We start from the raw sequence: 20,651 nt of genomic DNA, 5'->3' as shown, positions 1-20,651 counted from the left end.
GTTGGCGCAGCCAGCCCGCCACCAGGCATCCCTACCCAAAGGCGAGTTAAACATTTATGATACGTTTGCCACAATTCTCTATACGGGTTCAAGTATCGCCGCGCGCCCAGGTGCGTCTCTCCTGGTCGTTACTGGTGCTGGCTATGCTGGCCTACGCCCTGATTGTGGGCTTTCTGGCTGTGCTACGCTATACCTCCTTCAAGGCTACGGCTTTCGACCTGGGGAATATGGACCAGGTGCTCTGGAATACCCTGCATGGGCACCCGTTTCAGTGGACGAACCAGGGCGTTGACTGGTATGGCCCCCCCATTCGTCTCGCGCAACACTTCGAGCCAGTGCTCCTGCCCCTCTCGCTGCTCTATGTCTTTGGCGCCGACCCACGCATCCTGCTGATCTTTCAGACGCTGGTCCTGGTAAGTGGGGCGCTACCGATCTTTCTTATGACGCGGCGCTACCTCCCACAGTGGCCCCTGGTGGCGGTGGCCATGGTGCTGGGTTACTTGCTCTCGGCCCCGTTGATCGGGATCAATCTCTTCGATTTTCACCCGGTGGCGCTGGTCACCCCCCTCTTCCTTTATGCCTTTCTCGCCCTCACCTACCGCCGCTTTGGTTGGTGCCTGCTCTGTTGCGCCCTGGCGGCGATCTGTAAAGAAGAGATTCCTTTTGTGGCGGCGGTCTTTGGCGTGCTGATAATCTGGAAATACCGGGCGCCTCGCCTGGGTCTGATCCTCATTCTGGGTGGTGTCCTCTATGGCATCTTTGCCTGGTTGATGATCAAGCATTTCTATCCCGGTAACCAGGGCAATAACTTCTGGTATCGCTATGCCTACCTGGGGGCGACCCCCAGCGATGCGCTTGTGAACATCGTTATGCATCCCTGGGTTCTTCCCATGACCTATCTCACGCTTGAGCGCTTCTACTACCTGACAGGTCTTGCGCGCTGCTCTGGTTTCTTCAGTGTCTTCGCGCCTGAGTGGCTGCTTCCCGCTCTGCCCAACCTGGCGCTCAATCTCTTGCCTAATAACAATTCCCTTCTTTATAGCGGTATCTATCACTATAACGCCCCCATCATTCCCTTTGTGGCGATGGCGTCGATTATTGGTCTGGCGCGCCTGGTGGCATTATGGCAGCAGTGGCGTGGCGAGCCGGTTGACTCCGTCCTGATGACTGATGAGCAGGCGCTACGCGAGAAGGCGCAGGTGGACTCCTTTATGCGTGGCCTGGAGAATGTGCGCCTGACGTTCCTCTCGGGCCTATCTGTACTGTCTCGCCCCTTCACCTTTGCTCGCCCGGGCCTGCTGGCTGTCTCAATCGCAAGCGCGCATCGCCGGAAGCGCCTTAATGATCGCATCGTTGACCTGGCGCAGACGGTGACGCTGGCACGGCTGCAATGGGTGGTCTCGCTCTGGATTGTCTGTATGGTCCTGCTGCATTTTGTGATTATGATTCCCTGGTTTAATGTGCTGCTGCCCGATCACCTGCCGAGCGACCGTGACCAGGCCATCAACCAGTTGCTCACCTCTATTCCGTCGACTGCTTCCGTCTCGGCGAGCGCGACGCTCAATCCTCACCTCACTGAGCGTGCCTATGTGACGGTCTTCCCCCTCATCACTTATACCGATGAGCAGAAGAATCTGCGCACCGTTGATTATATCGTGGTGGACCTCAACAACATCATTCCCGAGGACGACAAGGATAGCACGGTCCGCATGCTCAACCAGGTCCGTAGCTCGCAGCAGTTCTGTACCCTCAAGCAGATTGATGGAGTGGTATTGCTGGTGCAGAGCAATGGGCATTGTGGTAGCGGCGCGATCAACTCGCCCGCTTCCTGACGCGTGATGCCCCAGAGAAGTCCTGAAATTGCCCGCGTAAACCCATAGCTTTTGACGGGCACGAGATGTTATAATCCATGCAGGCAAACAATTGCTGAACTGTTTGTCTCTTCGCTTTCAGGCAATAGTTGTTGAGGTTTGTTGCCTTGCGAAAAACTGAGCGCGCTTGTCCCCGAATGGGGGGAGTGCTAGCTACGAGAGTAGCGCCGCGCCCCCGAATGGGGTTGGTTTTCGTATAAGTTGTTGGAGGAATGGCAGGATGCGCAATAATAATCCCTATCCCAATGAGCCAACGAGTGCCCAGCCCTCGCGTATGGGGCGCATGGATGATCTTCCCATGAAGCCCGCGTCACCCCCTGCGCCCTCGGCTGATGAGTCCGGCCCCGAGGTAGAGATAGCGGAGACGCGTCAGGAAGAGGCCCGAACCGTAAAGTATGCCATTGGCAAGCTTAATGACTTCCTGCGCTGGTTCTTGACCGTCCTGGAGGTCACGCTGGCAATGCGCTTCCTGCTCAAGCTCATCGGAGCCGACCCTATCAATCTCTTCGCGGGCTTTCTCTACTCGCTGACTGATATTATCCTCTTTCCCTTTAGCACGCTGGTCCATCCCTTCTCTGTCCACCCGAACCAGGCCTTTGAGTGGTCAACGCTCATCGCGATGCTCATCTACTTCCTGGTCTTCTGGGCCATCCGCCGCTTCCTGCACATCCTGATTACCGGCCCCGAAGACTCCGTGGAGTCATAATCTGATATGAGTAGTTGGTGTGCCTGGTGGGCAAATGCCCACCAGGCACACCAACTACTCATACCTACTTCCTCCTGCGGTCGCGCTTGTCAGTATGGTATAATTTGGGGTACTCAGGAGGTGCCACTTGAACACATTGACGAGCGAACTGAGCATTTTCACTGGAAACGCTAATCGCCAGCTTGCCATAGAGATATGCGATCATCTAGGCATATCGCTAGGGGAGGCTGATGTCTTTCAATTTAGTAATGAAAATATTTTTGTCAAAATAAACGAGAATGTCCGCGGGAACGATGTCTTTGTTATTCAGTCCTTTAGCTCGCCTGTCAATCGCTCTATCATGGAGCTTCTCATTATGATAGATGCCCTTAAGCGGGCTTCGGCGGCTTGTGTCACCGCCGTCATTCCCTATTATGCCTATGGCCGTACTGACAAGAAGGATCAGCCACGTGTGCCGATTACGGCGCGCCTGGTCGCTGATTGTATTACGGTCGCGGGCGCCCATCGCGTGGTGACGCTGGACATGCACGCCGGGCAAATTCAGGGCTTTTTTAATATTCCGGTTGATGAGTTGACCGCTCAGACCATTCAGGCCGAGTATTTCGCGCAGAAACAGATTGAGGACCTGACGGTCGTCTCCGCCGACGAGGGCTTCGCCAAGAAGGCACGCAAACTGGCGGACCGCCTGAACGTTCCCCTGGCAATCATTGAGAAGCGCCGTCTGGGCAACGAGGGGATCACTGAGGCCATGGGCATCATCGGCAATGTCGCGGGCCGCAATGCCTTGATTGTGGATGATGAGATCGATACCGCTGGCTCTATTACGCAGGCCGTTCGCGTGGTGCGCGAGCAGGGCGCGCGCGATATCTATTGTTCCGCAACCCACGGCATCTTCTCTGGCCCAGCCATCGAGCGCTTGCGCGCTGCCCCCCTGAAAGAACTGGTCATCACAAACTCGATTCCCCCTCCCGATATCAACCGCCTGCCCAACCTGACAGCGCTCTCGGTTGCGGGCCTCTTCGCCGGCGCGATCAGCCGTATCCACGATGGTCGCTCCGTCTCCGAACTCTTCTTCTAAGTAACAGCATTGCCTGGACTAGCGTGTGTGGTGACGCGTAGGCGAAGCCTGCGCGTCACCACACACGCTAGTCCCCTTTGTTACCCAGTGGTAAAACTTTATGCTATAATGCCTGCGTCAAGATTCAAGAATTCGCCAGATAACGTTGAGCGCCATCATTGTTAGATGAATTATTAAAAGCATTATCTTTTGTTTGTACTGAAAGGGTGGGAGGGCGACACACATGAAGCCACTTGTTGCCATCGTTGGCCGACCTAATGTCGGTAAATCTACTTTTTTTAATCGCATGATTGGCGAGCGTGTCGCCATTGTTGAGGATATGCCCGGTACGACCCGTGATCGTCTGTATGGAGATGCCGATTGGAACGGTCGTGAGTTTACGCTCATCGATACTGGTGGCCTGGAACTGGGGACAGGCATTCCTGTCGGCCAGGTTGGCTTGACCGGACAGTCAGGCGATATCATGGATCATGTCATGAGCCAGGCTCAACTCGCCATCGAAGAGGCGGATGTGATCGTGTTCATGGTCGACGCGCGCTCCGGGATTACCGCCGCCGATGATGAGGTCGCCGACCTGCTGCGCCGCCGCGCGACCAAGCCGGTCATCCTGGCCGCTAATAAGGCCGACAACGCCGAGCGTCGCCTGGATGTTGTTGAGTTCTATAGCCTGGGCCTGGGCGAACCCACCGATATCTCATCCATTCAGGGCACCGGCACCGGCGACCTGCTGGATAGAATCGTCGAGGCGCTGCCTCCTTTCTCTGAGGAGGACGAAGCGGAAGACGATCAGACTCCGCGTATCGCCATTGTGGGGCGTCCAAACGTCGGCAAATCCTCGCTGCTCAATGCCATCCTGGGTGTCAATCGCTCGATTGTCAGCGATATCCCCGGCACCACCCGTGATGCCATCGATACCGAGCTTGAGTTTGGGGACCAGAAGATTAAACTGGTTGATACCGCTGGCATCCGCCGCCGTGGTCGCGTGGGCGTGGGCGTGGAGAAATATAGCGTCCTGCGCTCAACCCGCGCCATCGAGCGCTGTGACGTGGCTCTGATGCTCATCGATGCGAGCGAGGGCCTGACGGCGCAGGATACCCATATCGCGGGCACGATCCACGAGATGGGCAAAGGCGTGATCGTGGTGGTCAATAAATGGGACCTGGCGCAGGAGCAGCACAAAGCCGAGCGCGAGGGCGAGTTCCCTAAGCCAGATGAGGAGATCGATGACGCCGAGCGCTATCGCAAAATGCTGATTCGTGAACTGAAGTTTATTCCCTATGCGCCCATCATCTTCGCCTCGGCCAAGACCGGTTACCACGTCAAGTCGATTCTAGAGACCGCGTTGAAGATCTCCGATATGCGCTACCTGCGCGTACCGACCGCGCGCCTGAATGAGGTCGTGCAGGAGGCCAAACGCCGCCAGACGCCCGCGTATGTGACTGGCATGAAGCCGCTGCGCGTCTACTACGCGACGCAGATACGCGTCAACCCACCAACCTTCGTCTTCTTCGTGAACGATCCACGCTCAGTTCACTTCTCCTATGAACGCTTTATGGAGAATCGCCTGCGCGAAGCCTTTAGCTTCAAAGGCACAGGCATCCGCATCTACTTCCGCGCCCGCTCCACCAGAGACGACCGCGAAAAATAATCAATAGAGAAAGAAAAGAAGAGATATGTTGACGGCCCACGGGCCGTCAACATATCTCTTCTTTTCTTTCTCTATATGTGGTGTTATCAGCGTCTGCGACGCTTCGCAGGGGTAAGGGATGTGGGGGGAAATGCCGAAGGCATTTCCCCCCACATCCCTTACCCCTGCGAAGCCACGTAGTGGCGAGAAGTCCTGGATAGTAGCGCTGCCGCAGGACACTTGCAAAAGTGCCTGCGGCAGCCTTTATTTTTCCAACCTTGCAGGTAGTTAACACGTATATGCAACAGAGCGCGGATGAGAAGGAGAGGAATGCATGCGGGCGAACCATCATCGGCTCTACAGCTAATCATAGTATGTAAATGAATTGATGGGCTTGTAGAAAAGAACTCTCAGCGACGTTCTTGCTCTGGCTAGAAATAAAAGAATTTTTACTTATTAATCTGTCTGCGATGTTTCAATTGTCATCAATACTACTATATGCTATAGTGGGCATGGAAAACTACATTCCGCATTCCTGCTTCTATGAGGTACGTACCTATGCACATAAAACTCTTCGCTGCCGATAAGACGGATGTCGGCAAGCAACGCGATCAAAACGAAGATCGACCATATCGCAGGGTTGAATCTGCCGAGGATGGTGATCGCGGTCTATTTATAGTCGCTGACGGCATGGGTGGCTATAAAGCGGGGGAAGTTGCCAGTCGCATGGCTGTAGAAACCATTAATAAGGCCATGGATACGTTTTTTAAGCCTATTCATGATCAGCCCACGATCAAGATCGACCGCTCCATGTTGCGTCCCTCGTCTCCCACTGGGAAGCCCTCTAAAGCCGAGACTCATAAACTCTCTGAAGCGACAATGGCGAGTGCCGTAGAGGATCAACTGCGGGCCGCAATCAAGCAAGCAAACCAGGCGATCGTGCGCTATGGCGAGCAGCAATCCGAGGCGCATGGCCTGGGCAGCACCGTGACTACGCTGCTGATACAGAATGAACTTGCTTATATTGGCAACGTTGGCGACAGTCGTACGTATCTATTACGTAATGGAGCGCTAACCCCTCTTACCAAGGATCACTCTCTGGTCGCTAAGCTGGTCGAGACCAAGCAGATCAAGCCGGAAGAGGTCTATACGCATCCTCATCGTAATCTGATTTATCGTTCGCTGGGTGCCGGTCGCTCAACGCTGGAAGTGGATATCTTCCACGAGACGGTTCAAGCAGGGGATCTCTTCTTGCTCTGTTCTGATGGCCTCTGGGAGATGGTTCATCCCGAGGAGCTTGAGCGTACAATGAAGATGCAGGCCAGTCCACAGGCCATCTGCGATAAGCTCATCGAGCTGGCGAATGCTGGCGGTGGCGAGGACAATATCACCGCGGTTGTAATTCAGGTCAGTGCTCACTAGCTAACCGTTCAATCGTGTGAGCGAAGCTAGCCGCTGCGAAGCGGCGTTCACGATTGATAGTTTTTATAGCATATACTATGCCATCGTGCGGAGCGTTGCGAAGAAAGGTTTAGTGCGTAGAGTATGGCTCTCCCTATAGGTACGATACTCGACGGTAAATTTAAGATTGTTCAGATCCTTGGCGAAGGTGGTATGGGGACCGTCTACAAGGTTGAGCAGCTTGGTACGAATCCTCCCTACTACTACGCCGTTAAAGAGTTGCTCATCAGCCCCAATACCAGCGAGGAAGAGCGCAACTCAGCCGTCGAGCGCTTCAATAAAGAGATCGCGCTCCTACGGAGCTTAAAGCATCCACGGATCGCGGCCTTGATGCTTCCTTTTCAGGATCGCGGGAACTACTACTTCGCCATGGAGTTTGTACCCGGACGTAGCCTGGAGAAGATTCTCGAAGATAGCCATGGCCCACTGCCAGAGGAACAGGTCGTTAAGTGGATGATGCAGGTCTGCGAGGCCTTGACCTATATCCATTCGCGTACGCCGCCCATCATCCTGCGCGATCTCAAGCCAGGGAATATCATGATTACCCCCGATAACGAGGTGCAACTGATCGACTTTGGCATTGCGCGCCGCTTTGATCCCAATAAGCGTACGAATACAGAGAACCTGGGCACCATCTCCTATGCCTCGCCAGAGCATCTGGGTTCGATTACCACTCCAGGACAGCGCCGCTCAGTACAGAATCCCGGTCGCCCGGTCCAGACCGATGCTCGCGCCGATATCTACTCGCTTGGCGCGACGATGTTTCACTTGTTGACCAACTATGAGCCAGATCCGATTCAAACGCCTGCTCCTGGCAGTATTCTAGCCAAAAATCCGCGCCTGCTGACGCGTGAGGTGGGCGGGAAGCGCATCTGTCCCGTCGAGCAGGTAATTATTAAGGCCATGCAGCAGGATCGAGAACAGCGCTTCCAGAGCGCCGAGGCCATGCGCAATGCCCTGCTCTCCTGCCTGCCCGCCTCGGTTCAGGCGCATGTCGCCGTGCCAACAGTGCAGATTCCTGCCATGTCACCGGCAACGACGATCACGGTCAAGGCCCAGCCCGCGTCAACTGTGACGGCGGCTGGCCCGATCTGCCCACGCTGCGGCTTTCACAACCGGCCCGGCGCCAAGTTCTGCAAGCGCGATGGCTACCAGCTCGTGCAGGGGGCTGTTCCTCCACCACAGGCGCGGATGAGTCAGCCTATTCTCGCGCGACCCGTGCGCCAGCCACTCCAGGCACGCTCTTCATCTATTCTCGCCCGTCCGGTTGGCTCAGGTGGTAGCATTCAGGCGCGCCCGGTGGCTCCCTCTAATGGCGTGGCCCCGGCCAGCGATCCCACGGTGGCTTATCGTGCTGGCTTGCAGGCCTTGAATAATAAGAATTACGCCGAGGCCGTCAATCAACTGAAGCTCGCTCAGTCCCAGGGTGGAACACCTTATGATATTCTCTATAACCTGGGGCGTGCCTATCGCCAGTATGGCCTCTCCGTGCGCGATATCGATCAAAAGCTCTCGCAGGAGAATATGAAGTATGCCGCCGAGCAGTTTGAAGCGGCATTACAGCACTCGAATGCATCCTTCAATGCCTACTTCCAGCTCGGTATGTGCTATCGCGATCTCAGTCTCTTGCCACAGGCCGGACAGTCCTTCAAGAAGGCGCTCTCGCTCACTCCCGATGACCCGGCGGTCTATTATCAGCTCGGCCTGACCTCATTGGAGCAGGGATCCTTTCGCGATGCGGAATCATACTTACGCGAAGGCCTACGCCTGAGTCCAGAACACGCTCTGATGCTCGTGGCCCTGGGACGCCTCTATGGAGAAACCAAGCGTACTCGCGAGTCCATTGAGGCCCTGCGCCACGCCGTCCAGATTGATGCTAGCTCCTGGGAGGCCTGGTATCAACTGGGACGCGCCCATATGCGTGCTAAAGAGTGGAAGTATGCTGTGAGCGCGTTTGAGCGCGCCCGCAAAACCGGTTCGCAAAATCCGAACATCTATAGCGCTCTGGCGAACTGTTACCTGAAGTTAAATCGCAAGGCTGAGGCGCGCCAGACGCTTGACGAAGCACTCAAGCGCGATCGCAATAATGCCGAGGCCTTACGTCTACTGAAACAGATCTAATACTTCTTCTCCGAAAACCCTGAGCGCGAAGCGCTAGACACGCAAGTGGCGTTGGGTTTCGGAATAAGATCTTAAAAAAGTAAAGAAGGAGGGCAGAATGCTCTGTCCGTCATGTCATACATCAAATCGTGCAAACGCCAAGTTCTGTAAGGGGTGTGGGCAGGTTCTTCCTGCCGAGCCTGCTCAGGAGGTTGCGGCTCCCGAAGCCGCATCTACCCCTTCAGACTCTCCGCTCGATGAGAAGCAGGCGACCGCGAACGGCTCTGCCCCCCCTTCTCAGGAGGCACCCTCCTCTCCAGCGCCTGAGGAGGACGAGGATCAGTTTATCGAAGTGGTCGCGTCTGGACCGGCCTCTGAGGAAGATCCAAGCCAGGCTCCGACCCAAATTCTCTCGCCTGAGAAAATGGTGGAGTATCAGTCGCGCCGCTGGCAGCAAGAGCTAGAGCGCGATTATCAGGGACAGGCCCAACCTTCCCATGAGGGAGACATCGCCGATGCGCCAACCATGATGATGCCGCCTGTGCCGAAAGAAATTTCGCCTGACGAGGCTGGCGCCTTCGCCTTTATCCCCGAGCAGCAGGATATTTCCGAGACGCCAACGGTACTGATGACGCCGCAGGAGAGCGCCGCGCTCTTCTCTTCAACTGGGGAAGAGTATCGCACCGTTCCCGCGTATGCTCAGCCGGGCGCCTTCTCGGAGAGCGCGGCCCATGAAGAAGATGATCGTTATGGGGAGGAGCACGCTGCAAGCGCCGCCTCTCCCACTGGAAATGCAGAGGTTGTAATGGAGCAGGTGACACCACCGCACGATACACATACGACGGAGCAGAATCAGCAAGAGCTACCCACGCCAGCCGTACCTGAGCAGGAATCTCCCCAGGGCGCCTATACCGAGGCTCAGGCCGCGTCAACGACAGGCGAGGCTACCAATGAGCAGGGACTGCTGGCGGAGGGCACACTGCTCAATAATCGCTACGAGGTCGCTGAACAACTGGCTGATGAACAGGGAAGCCGCCTCTACCGGGTGGTTGACCACCAGGGCTACAAGCGCTGCTGGAACTGCGGCTCGACCGAGAATACCGAGGAAGATGACTTCTGCTCGGAATGTGGCGCGAACTTACAGGATGCCACATATACGATGCGCGAGTTCCTCGCCTCGTCCTCCGGGCAGGCCGACGCGAATCTCGTACATGACACCATTCTCGATACTTTTGTCGCCAATGGTCATACCTATGTGATTGAGCAGCAGCAGACCCTGCAATCGCCCTTTCCCAATGGTGTGCATGTGCTTGCCGCCGGAGACTCGGACGCTGGCAATATGCGCCGCAGCGAACCTAACGAAGACAGCACCCTGGTGCTCCAGTTGCAGCGTAACCATGAATCTTTCTCAACGCCCCTGGGCCTCTATATCGTCGCCGACGGCATGGGCGGACATGACAACGGACAGCTCGCCAGCCGTACCGCCATTCGCAGTATCAGCGAGCGCATGCTCCACGAACTACTGCTCGCGTCTCTCTCTGCCGAGCAGGCGGGCCAGGAGGTCGCGCACGACGAGGATTCCCTGGTGACACTGCTGCATGACGCGGTCGAAGATGCCAACGCCACCATCTGCCAGGCCAATCAGCAGAACAAGACCGACATGGGTTGCACCATCACCGGTTTTATGTTGGTGGGGGATTTTGCGTATATCCTCAATGTAGGGGATAGTCGCACCTACCTCCTGCGCGATAGCAAACTCTATAAATTGACGACGGACCACTCCCTGGTTGGCCAGCTGGTCGCGGGCGGCATGATCGAGCCGGACGAAGTCTATACACACCCACAGCGCAATCAGATCTTCCGTAGCCTGGGTGATAAGCTCAATGTCCAGATCGATATTATCAAGCAACAGGTGCATCCCGGTGATGTCCTGCTCAGTTGCTCAGATGGCCTCTGGGAGATGGTACGTGACCCACAGATGGAAGAGATTCTAAATAATGCACCCGATCCACAAACAGCCTGCTCGCATTTGATTGAGACCGCCAACATTAACGGGGGTGAGGATAACGTGAGTGCGGTCGTGGTTTTTGTGCGCTAAAGAAATTTAAACATCGGGGTGTGGGCTTCCTTTCCGCTCACCTGAGCCGACAGGCTAGGTGCGAAGCACCGTTGGTGAGCGGGATAAGGAACCGTCCCCCACAAATTAAAAAGACCAATAAGCTGAACTCACGGCTCTATATGATATACTAGGGCCAGCCGATGGCGAAAGGAGCTGACAGACTATGCCCGGAGAGGTAACTCTGACATCCCAGGTAGGGAAAGAATATATGCCAGTAACTGGCGGAAGCCAGCTCGCATATGTGCTGCTAGAAGCCAAACCAAGCGATATTATGGCTCAGGTGCGTATGCCCTTGAACTTCTCCCTGGTCATCGACCACTCTGGCTCGATGAAGGGCGCGAAGCTGCGCAATGTGAAGGAAGCTGTCAAGATGGTCATTGACCGTCTGGAGCCAAGTGACTACATTTCGGTCGTCATCTTTGACGATAGTGCTCAGGTCATTATTCCCTCGATGCCAGCCAACGATCCCGTTGGTATGAAGGCCGCCATTGATCGCATTCAGGACGCGGGCGGCACCACCATGTCGCTGGGTATGATCCAGAGCCTGGGCGAGCTACGCCGCTGGAACATCCCCAACGCCGTGAGCCGCATGATCCTGCTCACCGATGGCGTGACTTATGGTGATACTGATCGCTGCCGCCAGCTCGCGCGTGATGCCGCGGCCGCTGGCATCTCCATCTATCCACTAGGTATCGGTGCCGACTGGGACGAGAACCTTCTCGATGATGTTGGCCAGCTCAGCGGTGGTACGCCCGCCGAGTTTATCCGCTCACCAAATGATGCCATGACCATCTTTGAGCAGCAGGTGCAGAGTGCCGTGGCTGTCGCCGTGCGTAACGCCGTCATCACGCTGAACCTGCCTGCGGGCGTCTCGCCCCGCAAGGCCGTCAGGGTCCTGCCGCTTATTCGCGATATCGATCCCTCGGCGCTCTCCGACCGCCGCGTGGTGGTGCCCCTGGGCGATCTGGAGAAAGATACGGCCCAGTCCGTCCTGGTCGAGCTGATGATTGATCCACGCCCGGCGGGCCTCTTCCGTATCGCGCAGGCCGAACTCTCCTATGATGTCCCGGTCACCAATGTCATTGGCGAGCGCGTACGGCAGAACATCACCGTCAGCTTCACCAACGATGCCAATCAGGCCGCCCAGGTCAACGCGCTGGTCATGAACTACGCGGAGAAGGCCAACGCCAATCGCCTGGTGACACGTGTCCTTGACGAGTACAAGCGGACCGGTAAGGCGACGACGAAACTTGCTCCCAATGTGACCCGTGTTCTCGATCAGGAGACACAGGCGGCGCTTGAGCAATTGAACCAGGGCCAGCAGATCTCCCAGGAGCAGGTAAAGTCGATTGGCAATAAGACACGTAAACTCACGCAGCGTCTCGACGACCTGCTACCCTAAACCTATATCAACTTAACAGCATACACAACTTACTGTAGGGGTTAGTGGTGTGGAGTGTGCTTGCAGCCGAAGGCTGCAAGCACACTCCACACCACTAACCAAAGCGAGCGCCGCAGGCGCGAGAAGTCAGTTACTTAACCTGCGCACACTCTTGCCGATAAATACATAGAGAAGAGGAAGGATATAACAATGTCAGTACGATGTTCGCTTGGACATGAAAATCCAGATGGGTCGGCTTTCTGCGATGAATGCGGAGAGCCGCTGAGCAGCGCGGAACCCACGGTGGCCCCGGTTGCGACCGCGTCCGCTCCGGCGGAACCCGTTGCTGCTCCCGCCGATACGGCGACTGGTGCTCAGACCTGCCCATCCTGTGGCGCGAGCAATCCCGCTGGTGAGGCCTTCTGTTCGAGCTGTGGCGCGAGCCTTCAGGGCGCGCCCGCCGCTGTGCAGACCCCACCTCCAGCGCCTTCCGCGCCCTCTGAGCCACCTCAGCAGGCTCCCGCCTCCCCGGCCTCCGCTCCCGCGGCGCTACACGCCCGCCTGATTGTTGAGGCCGATAACCAGGAGTTTGATCTGAGTGGTAAAGAGAACGTGACGGTCGGGCGTGAAGACGCGGTCAGCAACATCTACCCCGATGTCGATCTCACCCCGCATGGTGGTGAAGAGGGCGGCGTCTCGCGCTTGCATGCTCGCATCTTTGTCGAGAATGGCCAGTATATGGTTGAGGACGAGAATAGTACCAATTTCACTTTCTTGAATCGCCAGCGCCTGGCCAGCAAGACGCCAACTCCTCTTCAGGACAATGACGAGGTACGTTTCGGCCGTGTCCTGCTGCGCTTTAAGACCTCCTAGCCTGTCTTGCAAGAGCACATTGAGCGGTGTGGACCGACGCTACTAAAATACGTGTCGGCCGGGCCACTCCTCGGTGTGGCTAATTGACAGCATACATAATACTCGTTATAATCTACGGGATATTGAAAGTGGAGGTGGCTTGTTCATGAAACGCACATGGCAACCCAAGCGCATTCCGCGTAAGCGCGAACACGGTTTTATGAAGCGCATGCATACCCGCAATGGGCGCCGCGTTCTCAAGGCTCGTCGAGCCAAGGGACGCTGGAGCCTGACGGTCTAGCTTTCGCAGAACGGACGGTTTCGCAGAGTGGCACTTCGACGTGCTCAACGCTTACGCAAAAACGGTGACTTTCAGCGGGTTAGGCAGCAGAGGCAGAGCGTTTCGTCTCGGCTGCTTATTCTCGCCTGGTCACCACATCCAAAATCAGATCTAGAATCACATCTAGAACCTAATGTCGCAATTACCAGGGTGGGGTTCGTGGTAAGCAAACGCATATCCAAGAACGCGACCATCCGTAACACTATTAAACGCTTGCTCTCCGAGGCAGTCAGATCGCTCTGGCACGAAATTCCTCCGGGATATGATCTCGTTCTCACTGCGCGCCACCAGTTGGTGGGCACTGACGCTCGTACAGGCAAAAGCGTTATCGTTGCCGATCTTTCTACGTTGAAACAGGATATTCGTCTCCTGCTTCGTAGGGCTCAGCTCCTGGTCCCTGCTCCCGTGGTAGACGATACAAGGCTTAGTGTCTCCCAGGAAACCTGAGCGCGCTTGCCGTGCCACCTTCAGGTGGTCCCCGAATGGGGAAGCGCTAGTCACGACAGTGGCGCGCGCCCCCGAATGGGGGTTGGTTTTCGCATAAGAAGCCTGACCGTCGGTAAAGGTACCCTGTCATTGTGAAATATATCGCACTTGGCTTAATTCGCTTGTATCAGCGCACTCTGTCGGTAGTGATGCCGCCTTCGTGCCGTTTTACACCCTCGTGTTCCCAATATGGATACGAGGCAATTGATCGTTTCGGCTTCTTCCGTGGCGGCTGGCTTACAGCGAAGCGCATCGGGCGCTGCCAACCCTTTTATCACGGTGATTCCTACGATCCCGTGCCAGAGACCTGGCCGGGAAAGTAGAAGGAGAGGAACGCAGGAGAAATTCTCGTGTTTGGAGCTATCGGTAATCTCTTTAACATAATCTTTTCATACCCCATCTTCAACGGCCTGGTGGTGTTCTACCGCCTCTTCGGTGATTTTGGCCTTGCCATCATCGTCCTTACCGTCCTTATCAAGCTTTTACTCTTCCCACTCACTCTTCAGCAGCTGCGCTCCTCCAAGGCCATGCAGGTACTTCAGCCGAAGATCGCCGAGATTAAGAAGAAACACCCCGGTGATGTCCAGTCTCAGTCCCTGGCCATGAATCAGCTGTACAAAGAGTATGGTGTGAAACCACTGGCAGGCTGTCTGCCAATGGTAATCCAGCTCCCTGTACTGTATGGTCTCTACTTTGCCGTCGGCGGCATCTTGCGAGACCAGCATCTAACCATTGAGACACTCAATCGCGAACTGTATCCTTTTGTCGCACCCTTTAAAGGGGTACCCGACATCAACCTGCGCTGGTTCGAGTTCCTCAATCCGCACTGGTTCATCTCGCTGGGGCAGCCCGATCCTACGCATATCCTGCCGATCCTGGCTGGTCTGGCTACCTTCGTCTCCCTGCGCATGGCTCAGCCGCGCAACGCTCAGGCGAAAAAAGATAAAAGTACGCCTGATCCTATGGTCCAGTCCATGCAGACCATGCAGTATGTGATGCCCTTTGTGACCATCTTCATCGGTTGGACCTTCCCCGCGGGCCTGGCCCTGTACTGGACGGTCTCCTCGATCTTCCAGGCGGTACAGCAGTACTTTGTTACCGGCTGGGGCTCTCTGTTGACCACGCCCAAGTTCGCGAACGATCCCAGGGTGGCGCCCGCCGTGGTTGAAAGCACACTCGCAAGCGAAGGCAAGAAGCAGCGTGAGAAAGATCTGCTGCGCCGCTCCAACATCATTGAGGCCGATAGCGCCTCTGATGAGGGCGAGAAAGCCGCTAGCGGTCCTGTCGCGAGCCAGATGCGCACTTCGAATAATCGTTCTGGATCATCAACAACGCAACAGCAGCGCCGTCGCTCGCGCAACAGCAGTGCCTCTGCTCGTCGCCGCGGTAGCGCTCAACGTTCGCGAGGCTAAGCTTGATCGATTGCAGCCTACCTCCTTGAGGGTTTGGCTAAGGCTGCTCTTCACACCCGGTGGCTCCTTCGCGAGCCATCTGGGTAAGGGGTATGGGTGTGCCAGGCGGGTCGTGACCTGCCTGGTACACCCATACCCCTTGCCCCTGAACGCCGCAAGCGTGAAGAGACAGGGAGGGGCTGACTCATCAAGAGTTGTGCCCTTTAGCACAAACTCTTGTTATGAGGTAGGTTGTAATCTATTACTTGTGAAGTTCTTACCGACGCATTTAGGGAGGCAAGGAAACTGTGGAAAGTATAGAGGCTAGTGGTAAAAGCATAGATGAAGCCGTTCAGAAGGCCCTGGCGCATCTCAATCGCCGTCGCGACGAGGTTGATATTGCTGTGCTTCAAGAACCTGCTCGCGGTACCTTTGGCCTGGGAAGCAAGGAGGCCCTCGTCCGCGTGACGGTCCGCCCTTCCACTTCTGGCGCGCTTGGAGGCGCGGTCATTACTCCCGAGATGGCCGATGCCATTCTTGGTTCCGACGATGAACTGGGCGATGTCGATTTCTACGAGGATGAGGAGGAGGAAGAAGAGGAAGAAGAGGACGAGGAGGAGTATGTCGACGAGGCCTATGAGGAAGAAGAGGAATTCGATGAGGAGGAGGAAGAAGAGGATGAGGAAGGCGACGAGGACGAGGATGTGACGCCCTTCACCTCCGCCGATACCTTCCCCGCCCTGACCTCTGCTGCGGTAATCGCCTCTGAACCCGAGACGGAAGCCACCGAGCAGCCTGCTGGCGCCCTCCCACTCGTCGAGAAACCTTCGCGCGAAGATATCGAGATCACGGTGGATGTGCTCCAGAACATCTTGCGCCACTTGAATATTCGCGCCACGGTCCAGGTCCGCTCAACCAGCCCGCTGACCCTTAACATTCATGGCATGCATGAGAATCTTGGCCTGCTCATCGGCCGCCGTGGCGAGACCCTGGCCGCGCTCCAACTGCTGGTGAACCTGATCGTTAGCCATCGCACACATCATCGGATGCGCATCATCATTGATGCTGAGAACTATCGCATGCGCCGCGAAGAGAATCTGCGCTCCCTGGCCCAGCGCGTGGCTCAGCAGGTGCGCAACTATCGCCGCTCAATCGCGCTTGAGGCGATGCCACCTCATGAGCGCCGTATCGTTCACCTGGCTCTCTCTGAGAGTGGTGATATCAGTACCGAGAGCATCGGTGAAGGCGACGCACGCCGCGTGGTCATCTCACTAAAGCGTCCCGGTCGCTAAGGCAAAAAAACATCTCTCCCACAAGCTATTTGAAAAAAGGAGCGGGGCGATTCTCTGGATGGAATCGCCCCACAACATTCTCTCATGCTGGACGCCTACTCTGCCTCACCCAACTTTCTCGCCATCGGCCACGTCACTAAAGATCTGCATCCCGATGGTACCTTCTCACTCGGTGGCACCGTTACTTTTGCTGCCCTGGCCGCCTATCGTCTGGGATTAGTTCCCACTATCGTAACTTCGGCCGATGCCGATCTCCTCTCTCGCCTCCCCTCGCTCCTCTCGCCCGCCATCCCCGTTCAAGCCATCCCCTCCGCCGAGACATCTACGTTCGTCAATGTATATGCCCAGGGCTTCCGCACACAGTATTTACGCGCCCGCGCCAGCACTATCCAGCCCGAGCATATTCCCACCGCCTGGCGCGACCTCCCAGTTGTGCTCCTGGGACCCCTGGCGCAAGAGCTGACACCCCAGATCCTCTCGGTCTTTCCACGCCGCCCCGGTCGCATCCTTGCCGCCACGCCCCAGGGCTGGCTGCGTCGCTGGGATGCCGATGGGCGCGTCTGGCCTACCCCCTGGCACGACGCCGAGCAGGTGCTCCCCCAACTCGATGTGCTAATCCTCAGCCACGATGACCTGCTCCCCTTCGCCAATGGTAGCCGCACCGAGGCCGACGCCATTCTTAACGCCTGGAGCCAGCGTGTCCCCCTGCTCGTCGCGACCGATGGCCGCCACGGTGCCACCCTCTATCAGCAGGGCGTCCCTACCAGTTTCCCGGCCTACCCCGCCCACGAGGTCGATCCCACCGGCGCGGGCGACGTCTTCGCCGCCTCCTTCCTTGCTCATCTCTACCAGCATGGCGATCCCGCCCAGGCCACCAACTTTGCCAACTGCGCCGCCTCCTTCTCCGTAGAGCACCCCGGTATCAGCGGCATCCCCACCCCCGCCCAGGTTGCCCAGCGCTTGTGCTAATGCCAGCAGTGCAAGTACAATACAACATAGAACACAAAGCATTTCTTCGGGTAAGGTGGTCTGATGTGCCCTGGCGGCCTTCGGCTGCCAGGGCACATCAGACCACTTAAAACCAAACAGCCAGAAACATTTCCGTTTTTTGTAGGGCGAGAGGAATAGAGGGATAGATACACCTGGTTACGTGCTAGCCTGACCAGGATTACGAAGTAGAGGGAGAATATGATCGATCTAAATGATCCCACGCTTCAAGAGCGTTTGCGGCGTCGCACTCCGGAGGGACGCTACGAAATCAGCGAGATCGAGCTGGTCCAAAATATACGCGCGCGCCAACGCGCTGGCGATACACCAGGAGTGAGCATGCTGGCGGAGGTGTTGCTTCAACGCTGCGCCCCCTTCTTTCAGCGCCACTCTCAGGGCCTGCGCCATCGCCCAGAGCTACGCGAGGAGGTCATCTCGAATATGAGCGAGCACCTGCTGCGCGAGGCCCTCAATCCAAAAGAGGTATTTATTACCCAGAACTTTGTCCATTATCTACGCTGTCTCTGCGTCGACGAGTTTAACCGCGTGCTCCGCCAGGAGGGCCTCTACTATCGCCGCGATAACGAGGGGCGACCTGCCGGCCGACCCCAGCATGTGCCACGCGCCCTGGTAGAATCCCTGCGCTCAGCCTCGCCGGATGACGAGAACATGCCCAGTTCCGACGTGGCTGATCCACAGGACCAGTACGAGGTGCTACACGCCAACGATGAGAGCAAGCGTATTTTAACCTACCTGAATGACCCTCTGGATCGCATGATTATGGTCCTGCGCGTCCTGGAGGGCATGAAGTGGGACGATATCGCCGTTGTTTGTAAGCGTACCGAGCGCACTGTCCGTCTACGCTATGAGCGCGCTCGCGGCTATCTGCGCGAATGTATCGCGCGCGAGGGCCAGCATTCATATCCGCCCATGATTTCACAGCCATAAACTACCCAGGTACTACCCAGGTTTCCGCAGAAGGTAAAGGGTTGAGGCACGAAAGGAGCACTCACGATGAGCATGTCAATACAAGAACTCAAAATGGCCTGGCTGGCCGCCAGGGAGGCAGGTGATGCGCAGACACAGCTACAAATCCTGCGCGAGCATCCCACGGCACAGGCCGAACTGACTGATTTTATCGCTGGCTATTATGCCACCACCGCCCAGGAGCTAGAGGAGAACGCGACCCTCCTGCCATTAACGCAGCGCGCCCTGCAAAGCGCGCTCCAGCGCGTCCTCGCCCCACAGGCCAGGACCGCGACCCTGGTTGAACTGCGCAAGAGCCGCAACCTCAAGAAGGTCGATGTTGCCAGAGCCTTGCGTCTCTCGGTTGATGTCTGGAACAAGTTTGAGGCGGGCGCCATCGAGGCCGCAAGCCTGAGTCAGCGCCAGCTAGAGCGCCTCGCGGGTTACTTCCAGCTCTCACTCGATCAGTTCGCCACGCTGCTGGACAATAGCCAGCCCGCGCTAACCTATAATCGCCGCCAGACCTCTCAAGCCGCACGCAAGCAGGAACAGGGACCACAGAAACAGAGTTTTGCCGAGGCCATTGCGCGCAGTAACATGTCAAGCGAAGATCAGGCCTTCTGGTTGGAGCAGTAGGCTGGCCTGTGCATTGTTTGTCTTTCGTGCCGTATGATCCTTGCGAAAATCTCGAAAACCTTGAAATCTTTAGTTATCCGCGTCTATCCACGTCCCTTTGTCGCGTAGCCAACATAAGAAACGAGCTTTGGCCCACCCACACCCAGCGTCAGGCGCCCTTTGACGAGACGGGGTGTGAAACCAACCATCTCGCGCACCGCTAGCTGGTGCCTGGTCAGTGTCGCGTGAAGCTCTCGTGGTTTGATAAAATGCTGGTAGTCATGTAACCCTGGAACCAGGCCATGCTCATGGAAGAAGCGCTCGCCAATCCAGATCAAGGCCAGGCGGGCCAGGAGTGTGCGATTGATGGTATCAAAGATAAAGATGCCTCCGGGTGCCAGTACCCGTGCGATCTCGTGGATTGTTGCGTCCAGGTCCTGGACATGCTCCAGAACATCCAGGCACACAATCACGGAAAAGCTCCCACTGGCATAGGGGAGCCGCTCGGCGTAGCCCTGCGCAAAAAAGGCCTGCTGCCCCAATCCCGCCTGCTGTACCTTTGCGCGTGCGACCTCCAAAGCCTGAATTGAGGGATCAATCCCAAAGGTGACCGCTCCTCGCCGCGCCAGGCTCGCGCAGATCAAGCCCCCTCCACACCCCACCTCCAGTACCTCCTGCTGTGGCAACGCCTCCCGCCCAAAAACACGCTCCACCCGCTCCTCAATATAGTCACAGCGCTCCTCCGTAATCCGAAAGAGCAGGCAACTCTTGTCCCACCAGTTATACGTGGAGAAAATCTCTTCCTGCGCCTGCTTATGTGTCTCCCTAAAACCCAAAAGTCGCATATAATCTCCCTCTGTCCCCGAAAAATAATCTCCTCACATTCTAGCATATCTATGAGCTTGCCCAACGCTTCTCCATAATGGCTTGCTATAAAACGTGCTCCCCCTTGGTAGGGACCCGCTTTAGCGCGTCCAAAGGCGATTCATCGCCTGTAGGCGCAGCCTAGAATAATACGGGCGTTCATAGCGTGCGGCACATGCAAAAAACAGGCTTGCGCCGCACTGCCATTAATGGCATTTGGACGCGCTAAAGCGGGTCCCTACCGAAATGATTGTTCCGCTTGCTTTGCATTGTTTTATGAGATTATAAAATATACTATGATACAGAAGCAATTCAGCAGGGCCAGGAGGTCCTTGAAATGCTTATAGAAAGCGCAAAACAGGATGGAGAGATGCCTCCTCCACCGAAGATATATGCTGCATGATCTCCTTTAAAATACACGTTAGCTGTGCCCTGTAGACAAAACTTAAAGTGACGATTAAATATACCAGGATTGTTAGCAAATACTATTTCTGGTATATGGTGTGGTGCAGATT

At 56.4% G+C, this 20,651-nt stretch carries 18 protein-coding genes; 17 read left to right on the top strand and 1 reads right to left on the bottom strand.

Annotated features, from left to right (window positions below; all coding sequences use genetic code 11):
* Positions 1 to 56 precede the first annotated feature (56 nt).
* From KRAC_RS26830 to KRAC_RS26755, 17 genes are all read left to right on the top strand, one after another.
* Complete coding sequence (locus KRAC_RS26830; RefSeq protein WP_007912670.1) at positions 57 to 1,832, top strand: DUF2079 domain-containing protein; 1,776 nt, start codon at positions 57 to 59, stop codon at positions 1,830 to 1,832.
* Between the two features lie 259 nt (positions 1,833 to 2,091).
* Positions 2,092 to 2,577, top strand: coding sequence for a YggT family protein (locus tag KRAC_RS26825; protein WP_007912669.1), 486 nt, complete (start codon positions 2,092 to 2,094; stop codon positions 2,575 to 2,577).
* A gap of 127 nt (positions 2,578 to 2,704) precedes the next feature.
* A complete protein-coding gene (locus tag KRAC_RS26820; protein WP_007912668.1) occupies positions 2,705 to 3,655 on the top strand; it encodes a ribose-phosphate diphosphokinase in 951 nt (316 codons plus the stop codon).
* Between the two features lie 223 nt (positions 3,656 to 3,878).
* Positions 3,879 to 5,303, top strand: a complete 1,425-nt coding sequence (gene der, locus KRAC_RS26815; RefSeq protein WP_007912667.1) for a ribosome biogenesis GTPase Der — start codon at positions 3,879 to 3,881, stop codon at positions 5,301 to 5,303.
* A 537-nt stretch (positions 5,304 to 5,840) separates the two neighbouring features.
* Entirely contained in the window at positions 5,841 to 6,704 is an 864-nt protein-coding gene (locus KRAC_RS26810; RefSeq protein ID WP_007912665.1) for a PP2C family protein-serine/threonine phosphatase, read from the top strand.
* A gap of 123 nt (positions 6,705 to 6,827) precedes the next feature.
* On the top strand, positions 6,828 to 8,864 hold the full coding sequence (locus KRAC_RS62570) for a protein kinase domain-containing protein (protein ID WP_007912663.1): 2,037 nt from the start codon (positions 6,828 to 6,830) through the stop codon (positions 8,862 to 8,864).
* A gap of 97 nt (positions 8,865 to 8,961) precedes the next feature.
* Positions 8,962 to 10,941: a protein phosphatase 2C domain-containing protein gene (locus tag KRAC_RS62565; RefSeq protein ID WP_007912661.1), complete on the top strand. Its 1,980-nt coding sequence runs from the start codon at positions 8,962 to 8,964 to the stop codon at positions 10,939 to 10,941.
* Between the two features lie 184 nt (positions 10,942 to 11,125).
* Positions 11,126 to 12,364 carry a vWA domain-containing protein gene (locus KRAC_RS26795; protein ID WP_007912659.1) on the top strand — a complete coding sequence of 413 codons (1,239 nt, stop codon included), beginning with the start codon at positions 11,126 to 11,128 and terminating at the stop codon, positions 12,362 to 12,364.
* Positions 12,365 to 12,553: 189 nt separating this feature from the next.
* Positions 12,554 to 13,216: an FHA domain-containing protein gene (locus KRAC_RS78440; protein ID WP_007912657.1), complete on the top strand. Its 663-nt coding sequence runs from the start codon at positions 12,554 to 12,556 to the stop codon at positions 13,214 to 13,216.
* A gap of 145 nt (positions 13,217 to 13,361) precedes the next feature.
* Positions 13,362 to 13,496: a 50S ribosomal protein L34 gene (gene rpmH, locus KRAC_RS26785; protein ID WP_007912655.1), complete on the top strand. Its 135-nt coding sequence runs from the start codon at positions 13,362 to 13,364 to the stop codon at positions 13,494 to 13,496.
* A 27-nt stretch (positions 13,497 to 13,523) separates the two neighbouring features.
* On the top strand, positions 13,524 to 13,982 hold the full coding sequence (gene rnpA, locus KRAC_RS66545; protein WP_007912654.1) for a ribonuclease P protein component: 459 nt from the start codon (positions 13,524 to 13,526) through the stop codon (positions 13,980 to 13,982).
* 131 nt (positions 13,983 to 14,113) lie between these two features.
* Positions 14,114 to 14,344, top strand: a complete 231-nt coding sequence (yidD, locus tag KRAC_RS66540) for a membrane protein insertion efficiency factor YidD (protein ID WP_007912653.1) — start codon at positions 14,114 to 14,116, stop codon at positions 14,342 to 14,344.
* A gap of 27 nt (positions 14,345 to 14,371) precedes the next feature.
* A complete protein-coding gene (locus tag KRAC_RS62555; protein ID WP_007912652.1) occupies positions 14,372 to 15,433 on the top strand; it encodes a YidC/Oxa1 family membrane protein insertase in 1,062 nt (353 codons plus the stop codon).
* Positions 15,434 to 15,720: 287 nt separating this feature from the next.
* Positions 15,721 to 16,704, top strand: coding sequence for an RNA-binding cell elongation regulator Jag/EloR (gene jag / locus KRAC_RS62550; protein WP_007912650.1), 984 nt, complete (start codon positions 15,721 to 15,723; stop codon positions 16,702 to 16,704).
* Positions 16,705 to 16,788: 84 nt separating this feature from the next.
* Positions 16,789 to 17,673, top strand: a complete 885-nt coding sequence (locus KRAC_RS26765; RefSeq protein WP_007912647.1) for a PfkB family carbohydrate kinase — start codon at positions 16,789 to 16,791, stop codon at positions 17,671 to 17,673.
* A gap of 219 nt (positions 17,674 to 17,892) precedes the next feature.
* A complete protein-coding gene (locus KRAC_RS26760) occupies positions 17,893 to 18,639 on the top strand; it encodes an RNA polymerase sigma factor (RefSeq protein WP_007912646.1) in 747 nt (248 codons plus the stop codon).
* Between the two features lie 72 nt (positions 18,640 to 18,711).
* Positions 18,712 to 19,293 (top strand): helix-turn-helix domain-containing protein, encoded by a 582-nt coding sequence (locus KRAC_RS26755; RefSeq protein ID WP_169460945.1) that lies wholly within the window; start codon positions 18,712 to 18,714, stop codon positions 19,291 to 19,293.
* Between the two features lie 83 nt (positions 19,294 to 19,376).
* On the opposite strand, the gene ubiG is transcribed toward KRAC_RS26755, so the two are convergent.
* Positions 19,377 to 20,117, bottom strand: a complete 741-nt coding sequence (ubiG, locus tag KRAC_RS26750; RefSeq protein ID WP_007912643.1) for a bifunctional 2-polyprenyl-6-hydroxyphenol methylase/3-demethylubiquinol 3-O-methyltransferase UbiG — start codon at positions 20,115 to 20,117, stop codon at positions 19,377 to 19,379.
* Between the last annotated feature and the right edge of the window lie 534 nt (positions 20,118 to 20,651).

The sequence above is a fragment of the Ktedonobacter racemifer DSM 44963 genome, assembly GCF_000178855.1.
GTDB classification, from domain to species: Bacteria; Chloroflexota; Ktedonobacteria; order Ktedonobacterales; family Ktedonobacteraceae; genus Ktedonobacter; species Ktedonobacter racemifer.
The sequence above is the reverse complement of the archived record's forward strand: the minus strand, read 5'-3'. Positions and strand labels throughout refer to the sequence as shown.

Bases quoted from the DNA above. Each gene is read 5' to 3' on its own strand.
- ubiG (WP_007912643.1), bottom strand. From the start codon at position 20,117: ATGCGACTTTTGGGTTTTAGGGAGACACATAAGCAGGCGCAGGAAGAG.
- KRAC_RS78440 (WP_007912657.1), top strand. From the start codon at position 12,554: ATGTCAGTACGATGTTCGCTTGGACATGAAAATCCAGATGGGTCGGCT.
- KRAC_RS26825 (WP_007912669.1), top strand. From the start codon at position 2,092: ATGCGCAATAATAATCCCTATCCCAATGAGCCAACGAGTGCCCAGCCC.
- KRAC_RS26755 (WP_169460945.1), top strand. From the start codon at position 18,712: ATGTCAATACAAGAACTCAAAATGGCCTGGCTGGCCGCCAGGGAGGCA.
- rpmH (WP_007912655.1), top strand. From the start codon at position 13,362: ATGAAACGCACATGGCAACCCAAGCGCATTCCGCGTAAGCGCGAACAC.
- KRAC_RS26760 (WP_007912646.1), top strand. From the start codon at position 17,893: ATGATCGATCTAAATGATCCCACGCTTCAAGAGCGTTTGCGGCGTCGC.
- der (WP_007912667.1), top strand. From the start codon at position 3,879: ATGAAGCCACTTGTTGCCATCGTTGGCCGACCTAATGTCGGTAAATCT.
- KRAC_RS62570 (WP_007912663.1), top strand. From the start codon at position 6,828: ATGGCTCTCCCTATAGGTACGATACTCGACGGTAAATTTAAGATTGTT.
- KRAC_RS26810 (WP_007912665.1), top strand. From the start codon at position 5,841: ATGCACATAAAACTCTTCGCTGCCGATAAGACGGATGTCGGCAAGCAA.
- KRAC_RS26795 (WP_007912659.1), top strand. From the start codon at position 11,126: ATGCCCGGAGAGGTAACTCTGACATCCCAGGTAGGGAAAGAATATATG.
- KRAC_RS26830 (WP_007912670.1), top strand. From the start codon at position 57: ATGATACGTTTGCCACAATTCTCTATACGGGTTCAAGTATCGCCGCGC.
- KRAC_RS26765 (WP_007912647.1), top strand. From the start codon at position 16,789: ATGCTGGACGCCTACTCTGCCTCACCCAACTTTCTCGCCATCGGCCAC.
- KRAC_RS62565 (WP_007912661.1), top strand. From the start codon at position 8,962: ATGCTCTGTCCGTCATGTCATACATCAAATCGTGCAAACGCCAAGTTC.